Origin of the sequence: Diplocloster agilis (assembly GCF_019042275.1) — a bacterium.
In the GTDB taxonomy this organism is placed as follows: Bacteria; Bacillota; Clostridia; order Lachnospirales; family Lachnospiraceae; genus Diplocloster; species Diplocloster agilis.
Genome location: NZ_JAHQCW010000005.1, coordinates 171,283 through 179,189, shown reverse-complemented (window position 1 = coordinate 179,189; position 7,907 = coordinate 171,283). Strand labels below are relative to the sequence as shown.

Sequence of the window (7,907 nt, the reverse complement as noted above, 5' to 3'; positions counted from 1 at the left end):
AATTGAAAAGCCGGGTTCAGGATGCACGGCGGACTTCACGTCCGACGGGCAAGAGCCTCTGAACCGGGAACACATCATGTGTTCCTGGTTCAGAGGCTCGGTTCCTGAACCCGGCTTTTCAATTTCACTTAGCGGGCGCCAGCGCAAGCCCTCTGCGCTCCCAGGGAGACACAAAAGAACCCGGCTGCCGGGAGCATCCCCGGACACCGCTATTATCCCCGGCCCTAAGCCGCAGGCATACCCAAACCCGCGGAAGAACCGGCATTACTGGCTCCCCATCTTAAACCGGATAAGCCCCGTTCTTAGTATCGGCTACAGTCGCGTCCACTTTGGTCTGCTGTGCCTGACGGTATTTGAAGAAGTCTACCGCTACCTGAGGGAACAGCGCGTAGGTGAGGACGTCCTCATCCTGCTGCTTCCAGGGCGCTACTTCTTTCTCTAACTTGTCTAATTCCGCCTCGATCAGATCTGCCGGACGGCAGGTGATCGGCGTTGCGTCCCCGATAACTTTCTTCTGGAGTTCCGCGTTGAAAGGTTTTGCGGTGGCGCCGTATTCTCCCATCAGGACGGCCTTGGTCTCTTTAGTTACCATCTTGTAGCGTTCGCCCATCAGGACGTTGAACACGGCCTGTGTTCCAACGATCTGGCTGGAAGGAGTAACAAGCGGGGGCTCGCCCAGGTCTTTTCTTACTCTCGGAACTTCTTCCAGAACCTGATAGTATTTGTCTTCCGCATGCTGTTCCTTTAACTGGGACATCAGGTTGGAGAGCATACCGCCCGGTACCTGATATAATAAGGTCTTGATGTTGACGCCCAGTACCTTCGGGTTCATTAAGCCGCTGTCCAGAGCGCTGTCTCTCATGGGACGGAAATAATCGGCGATCTCCGCTAACAAAGCCTGGTCATATCCGGTATCGTACTCTGTTCCACGGAAGGTCTCTACCATAACTTCGGTAGCCGGCTGGCTGGTTCCCAGCGCGAACGGGGACATAGCGCAGTCGATGATATCGCATCCGGCTTCGATGGCTTTTAAGTAGGTCATGGAAGCTACGCCGGAAGTATAGTGCGTATGCAGGTCGATCGGAATCTTGACCGCTTTTTTCAAAGTTTCTACCAGACGGGTAGCCTCGTAGGGAACCAGAAGTCCTGCCATATCCTTGATACACAGGGAATCTGCGCCCATCTCCTCTACCTGTTTTGCTTTCTCTGTCCAGTAGTCCATCGTGTAGGCATCGCCCAGCGTATAGGATAAGGCTACCTGCGCATGGCCGCCTTCTTTGTTGGTGGCGGTAACCGCTGTCTGCAGGTTGCGCAGATCGTTCATGCAGTCGAAAATACGGATGATATCAATTCCGTTTGCGATGGATTTCTGTACGAAGTATTCCACCACATCGTCTGCGTAAGGACGGTATCCCAGGATGTTTTGTCCGCGGAATAACATCTGTAATTTGGTATTTTTGAATCCGGCTCTTAATTTACGCAGTCTGTCCCACGGATCCTCTTTCAGGAAACGAAGGGATGCGTCAAAAGTTGCGCCACCCCAGCACTCTACTGCGTAGTAACCAACTTTATCCATTTTGTCAATTATCGGAAGCATTTCTTCCGTTTTCATTCTGGTCGCGATTAAGGATTGATGCGCATCACGCAAAACCGTTTCCACTATTTTTACAGGCCTTTTTTCTGCCATTCTATTTTACCTCCTTCTTATATTTGAATTACACACCGAAGATTGCCATAAACACACCGGCTGCCACGGCCGTACCGATAACACCGGCCACGTTGGGTCCCATCGCATGCATCAGCAGGAAGTTGGTGGGATCTGCCTCCGCACCTACCTTCTGGGATACACGGGCTGCCATCGGAACTGCGGATACACCGGCGGATCCGATCAGCGGGTTCACCTTGCCATGGGTCAGGTGACACATCAATTTACCGAACAGGACTCCGGCCGCCGTACCGAATATAAACGCTACCAGACCTAATACCACGATAGCGATCGTAGTGGGGGTCAGGAAAGCCTGGGCACTGGTGGTCGCGCCAACGGAGGTACCCAGCAGAATAACCACGATATACATCAGGGCGTTGGAAGCCGTCTCGGTCAGCTGACGTACCACTCCGGATTCCCGGAACAGGTTACCTAACATCAACATACCGATCAGGGGAGCGGTAGAAGGAAGGATCACGCAAACAATGATGGTTACGATAATCGGGAACAGGATTTTTTCCAGTCTGGATACCGGACGCAGCTGTTCCATCTTGATCTTCCGCTCTTTTTCCGTCGTCAGTAATTTCATGATCGGCGGCTGGATAATCGGAACCAGTGACATATAGGAATATGCCGCTACCGCGATCGGTCCCAGGATCGCCGTCTGTCCCAGTTTACCGGCCAGATAGATAGAAGTAGGGCCGTCGGCTCCGCCGATAATGGAAATCGCTGCCGCTGCCTTATCTCCGAATCCTAAAGCCATCGCTCCGAAATATGCGATAAAGATACCGAACTGTGCCGCAGCACCCAAAAGGAAACTCTTAGGGTTCGCGATCAAAGGACCAAAGTCCGTCATAGCTCCTACGCCAAGGAAAATCAGCGGAGGAAGGATTCCCCATTCATCCAGCAGATAGAAGTAATGGAGCAATCCACCGGTACCATTTGCGGAATCTTCAATGGCCAGCATAATGTCCGGATAAATATTAACCAGCAACATACCAAAGGAAATCGGAACCAGCAGCAGCGGTTCATATCCTTTTCGTATTGCCAGATACAGGAAACCACACGCAACCAGAATCATCACCACGTTTCCGATTGTCAAATTAAAAAACGCAGTCTGGTGTATGAGGTTTTCCATAGTCTCTAATACATAACTCATGATCTAACCTCCCATATTTTTGATTGGGAATTCATACTTTAATTGAGCAGCGCAGCTGCACACCCGCCCAAAGGGCATGTATTACAAAATGCCCGGAAGGGTATTGTCTTTACGCGTATGAATCCTAGTTGAGTGTTGCTAAAACGTCTCCGGACTCAATGGCGTCGCCTACTGCCACATCGATGCTGGCCACTGTTCCATCCTGAGGTGCCACAACCGGGATTTCCATTTTCATCGCTTCCAGAATAACCAGATTATCACCGGACTTCACTGCCTGTCCTACTTTCGCTTCGATCGCATAAACCTTGCCGGGTACGCTTGCTTTTACCTGCACACTGCCTGCGCCTGCAGCCGGTTTTGCTGCGCTGGGAGCCGGAGCCGCTTTGGGAGCAGCCTTCGGGGCAGCCTTGGGAGCGCTTGCCGCTGCGGGAGCACCTGCGCCTTCTTCTACGGTTACATCATATACGTTGCCATTTACGGTAATGGTATAATTTTTCATGGATAAATCCTCCTATCTTCAATTAGGCCTTTTGCCATTTTGTTCTTTTTTTGATTGATCTTACCACAAAGCCGTCCGCAGACGTGCCTTCCGACGCAGCGATCGCCGCGCTGATGACCGCTACCAGTTCATAGTCATCCGTAAGTTCCTCTGCCGGTTCTGCAATGACCGGAGCTGACGGAGCCGGTGCTTCCGAAACTGCCGGTTTTTTGTTTACTTTTGCTTCCAGTTTATTGATATACTTGAATAAGGAAATCAGCAGACTGATCAGGATCAGAACCACAAACACCGTCCCCATACCCATCAGGGTATTCAAGGCCGCTTTGCCCATTCTCTCTCCCATGCTGTAATTCACATCCACAGTGATCGAAGTTGGCTGCAGATCCTCATTGTAAGTAATGGTTAATGTTCCGTCTCTATTCTCAAACTGAGCGGTCAGGACAGCGCTTAACTGCTTTCCTTCCCGTTTCACTTCAAAGTCCTTTGCCTCTTTATAAGCGCCAAGCTCTTCTTTGACATCCAGCCAGTTTTCAGCAGCGGCTGAGATCACGCCGTCTTCCTGGGCAATCAGTGTCTGTAAATAATTGTCATCCGACTGGCTGAGTCCCTGGATAAAGCCTTCGGAATTCGCCCGGAAATCTTCATCCTTATAGTCGTCAAAAGGGCTTTCTACTTGCTTACCACAGGCGGTCAAGGAAAAGAGACAGGTCATGATACATAAAGCTACAAGGAATTTTTTCATATCTTTCCACCTCTCCTAGACCGTGCCATGTTTTTTACTCGGACGATCCTCTCTTTTCGTAAACAGCATTTCAAACGCACCGATTACATATTTTCTCGTATCCTGCGCATCGATAATGTTGTCTACATATCCTCTCTTAGCCGCCGCCAGCGCACTTGACTGGAGAGCCGCGTATTCCGCTGTTTTCTCATTGATGACATCCGCGCTTTCGCCGTCATACATAATTTTAGCCGCTAAGCCGGCGTCCATCATACCGATCTGTGCCTGAGGCCATGCGAATACCAGATCCGCTCCTATGGATTTGCTGTTCATAGCCACATAAGCGCTGCCGTAGGCTTCGCCAATGATCACATTTACTTTCGGTACCGTGGCGTTAGCGAACGCGCAGGTCATCTTCGCCGCCTCTCTGGCAATATTCTTTTCTGCGCACATGCTGGCTTTGAAGCCTTTTACGTTGGTCAGGGTCAGCACCGGGATATCGAAAGCGTCGCAGAAGTTCACAAACTCCGCCGCTTTTCTGCATCCTTTGACAGACAGAACGTTGTCAAAGTCCGCAGTCTTTTCTCCGTTTTCATCATACATCTCGGTACGGTTCGCCAAAGCGCCTACCGTCACGCCGTTTAATTTGATGAATCCGGCCACCATATTCTGTCCGTAAGCTCTCTTTACCTCGAAGAACACGCCGTCATCGGAAATATTGGAAAGCGCGATCGCCGTATCGCCAGCTGCGTTTGCCAGATCCGCACAAGTCCGGTTCAGATCATCCGTGCATTCTTCATAGGACATATCATCCTCATTGTTGGCAGGAAGCATACACACTAACTGTCTGATTTGTTCTAATATGGAAGCAGCGTCTGCCACTACGTCAACAAGACCTGCTTCTTCACTCTGGAATTTCGCGGAAGCGCTGTCACACTTGGAGACGTTGTTTCCGTCAATCGCATTGGGGCTGTTTACAAACAGCTTCGCGTCTTTTTCCTCCATAAAGGTAAAATCTGTCAATCCGGGTACCAGCGCCAGCCCGCCGCCGCAGGTTCCGAAAATAGCTGTGATCTGAGGAATCACGCCGGAAGCCAGGGACTGTTTCAGATAGATCTCACCAAAACCGTTTAAGGCATCGGTAGCTTCCTGAAGCCGCAAACCGGCGCAGTCTACCAGACCGATCACCGGAGCTCCCATTTTCATAGCGTAATCGTACAAACCTGCGATCTTCTTTGCATGCATTTCGCCAATGGAACCGTTCATTACAGAGGCATCCTGGCTGTACACATACACCAGATTTCCATCAATCACACCGTAACCTGTTACGACCCCATCTGCGGGTGTTTCTTTTGCCGCTAAGTTAAAATCTGTGTTTCTTGCCGTAACATATCCACCGATTTCAACAAAACTGTTTGCGTCCAGAAGAGCGTCAATTCTCTGTCTTGCCGCGTTTGTTGCATTGTTACTCATGTTTCACCCTCCATATTATTCTAAAATTTATATCCAATCCGCCATTTTCATAGCGGATAGCCTACCGTAGTCATCTTATGAGAGGGCTGTCCTCTCATCAGAACAGCCCTCTGTTAGTTCTAATTAGTTTAATTCGTCTACTACCTTCTGGATTGCCGCTAAAGCATCCGCAGGAAGTTTATCGTAGCCGTCTTTGAAGGTGTCTCTGGATTTTACAAACTCTAATCTATCGTTCATTCTGGCTTTTAACTGGGCAACATAATCCGCATCATTCATATCCGGTACGAAGCCTTCCCAGTCAAAGATCTCAATATCGGAGAAAGGCCCCCAAGGTTTGAAGTCCGCTTTGCCTTCTACAATCGCTTCCAGGATACCAAGCGTATCGGCAGGTTTTACCTTCTTGCCCATGAAGTCGCCGGTGTTGACGATATAGCAGTCTACATTCTTCTCAGCAACTAATTTTTTGAATTTATCAAAGTCGTGGGACAAAGGATAGGTCCGGAACGGGTTTGCGTAAGGAACCACAACCAGCGCGTTTGGATCTACGCCCTCCGCCAGTCTCTCCGCAGAGGATCTCTTGGTGGCAAGTGTCGCTCCCATAACGGAGGCTAAGGACGCGCCTTTTAATTTCACGACCGGAGGAATGGTCGGGTCTTTCATAATCCAGATAATGGAGTTAACCGGGGCGTCGATCTTGTCAACGCGGTTCGGGGACCAAAGTTTGGACTTGATCGCACGGCCGTTGCCATTGCGGATATCCTCTGTTACGATAACAACCTTTCCGTCCTCATCCAGAGTCGCGGAGTTGTTCATAACCGTTAACAGATATTTGTTATCCTCACAGTCGGTCGGATAATCCTGAGTTTTATCAAAGTAAGTGGGCTCCAGAGCAACCGATGCGCAGGTATCGGTGTTGATAATGAACGCGTCGTCATGAAGCACCTGAATCTCATATTTTCCACCGTGTTTTGCATGGGTAAGAGTAGATTTTCCGGATCCGGACAGCCCGAATACGGAAGCAACATATTTGGAGCCGTCGGCCAGAGTGTATTCCTTCTGTCCGCCGTGGCAGGAAGCATAACCGTTACGGTTAGCGATCGCCCAGGCCATGGTCAGGGTTCCTTTTTTATGTTCACCGAAGTATCTCATACCAAGAATAGCGGCACAGTTCTGATCTGTATTGAAATAGCACAGGCATTTCGGATCATATCCGGGCTTGTCGGTGCCGGGCCACTGCGGATTAGAGAAGATATAGATGTCAGGCTCGTTTCCATTGCCTACCGGCACGGATTCCTTGTACATCTTTACATAATAGTCGCTCATATACTGGAAATTCAACAGCCAGGAATACATGATATTCTCTTCGCCTTCCGGAATCAGAAGGTGGGCTTTTACCATGAACTCAGGATCCAGTCCTACATATGCCTCTGCATGATACATTTTTTTCCATCTGGTATCATATACGGCATCCATGGTCATTTTATCTAATTCATCACAGTTCACATTGGGTTCACCGGCAATTCTTCTTGCTGCAGCGTAACGTCCGGTGATGGAACCGTCATTAAATAACAAAACTTTCGCGTCGGGCTCAAGACCAAATTCTTCGCCTCTGTAAACCGGCATGTCGGTAACAACCGTTCCGGGAGAATTCTTGGCCAGATTATAAGCCTCTTTTAAGGTGTTAACCTTAACCACATTGTTCCCGTAGAAAGCCGCTTCGATGATGGATCTGGTTTTCGCAAAACCAGGCTTGCCAGCGCCGATTTCGTTTCTGGGATAAAACGCTTTTGTCGACATATCTTGTCCTCCTTTAGTTCTATGTATCCGGCATCTTTTCACCCTTAACGGCCGGATTTTGCAACTGCGATAAGATTCGCAATTTGGGTCTATTATCTCATTTCACGGTTTAAAAGTCAAGCGATTCTGAGAGGGAATTGTGAAAAATTTGACAAGTGGTTGGAAGGGGCGGGAGGGGAGGGAAACGGCTGGGGCTTGTGGGGATGGGCGGAAATTCTCGCGGGGGCCAATCGCTTCGGCCGGGCCTAAGAACAGGTAACTACGATGGCGGGAGAACCTCTTATTGGCAGGGCCTGGAACAAACTCGCCAAAAGGCGGCTCGGACAGTGTTCCAGGCCCTGCGAGGTTCTCCCGTCATCTGCGTAACCTGTTCTAAGGCCCGGCCTCAAGCGATTGGCCCCCGCGAGAATTTCCGCCCATCCCCACAAGCCCCAGCCGTTTCCCTCCCCTCCCTTGGTTGCTTCTAGCGGATTTTCTATGTTCTGAAGGTGTGTTTTTTGTTCGGGTTTTATATAGAGTTTCGCGTGCGAAACTCTGCCTACGGCGGGATGTA

At 49.9% G+C, this 7,907-nt stretch carries 6 protein-coding genes; all 6 read right to left on the bottom strand.

Going from position 1 to position 7,907, the window contains the following annotated elements:
• Nucleotides 1-280: 280 nt before the first annotated feature.
• The 6 genes from KTH89_RS05060 to KTH89_RS05035 all read right to left on the bottom strand — a co-directional run bounded on the left by KTH89_RS05060 (nt 281) and on the right by KTH89_RS05035 (nt 7,354).
• Entirely contained in the window at nt 281-1,687 is a 1,407-nt protein-coding gene (locus tag KTH89_RS05060) for an oxaloacetate decarboxylase subunit alpha (RefSeq protein ID WP_238720915.1), read from the bottom strand.
• A 28-nt stretch (nt 1,688-1,715) separates the two neighbouring features.
• On the bottom strand, nt 1,716-2,864 hold the full coding sequence (locus tag KTH89_RS05055; protein ID WP_158348810.1) for a sodium ion-translocating decarboxylase subunit beta: 1,149 nt from the start codon (nt 2,862-2,864) through the stop codon (nt 1,716-1,718).
• Between the two features lie 124 nt (nt 2,865-2,988).
• A complete protein-coding gene (locus tag KTH89_RS05050; RefSeq protein WP_158348809.1) occupies nt 2,989-3,363 on the bottom strand; it encodes a biotin/lipoyl-binding carrier protein in 375 nt (124 codons plus the stop codon).
• A gap of 22 nt (nt 3,364-3,385) precedes the next feature.
• Nucleotides 3,386-4,105, bottom strand: coding sequence for an OadG family transporter subunit (locus tag KTH89_RS05045; RefSeq protein WP_238720914.1), 720 nt, complete (start codon nt 4,103-4,105; stop codon nt 3,386-3,388).
• Nucleotides 4,106-4,120: 15 nt separating this feature from the next.
• Complete coding sequence (locus KTH89_RS05040; protein ID WP_238720913.1) at nt 4,121-5,557, bottom strand: acyl-CoA carboxylase subunit beta; 1,437 nt, start codon at nt 5,555-5,557, stop codon at nt 4,121-4,123.
• Between the two features lie 123 nt (nt 5,558-5,680).
• Nucleotides 5,681-7,354: a phosphoenolpyruvate carboxykinase (ATP) gene (locus KTH89_RS05035; protein ID WP_158348806.1), complete on the bottom strand. Its 1,674-nt coding sequence runs from the start codon at nt 7,352-7,354 to the stop codon at nt 5,681-5,683.
• Between the last annotated feature and the right edge of the window lie 553 nt (nt 7,355-7,907).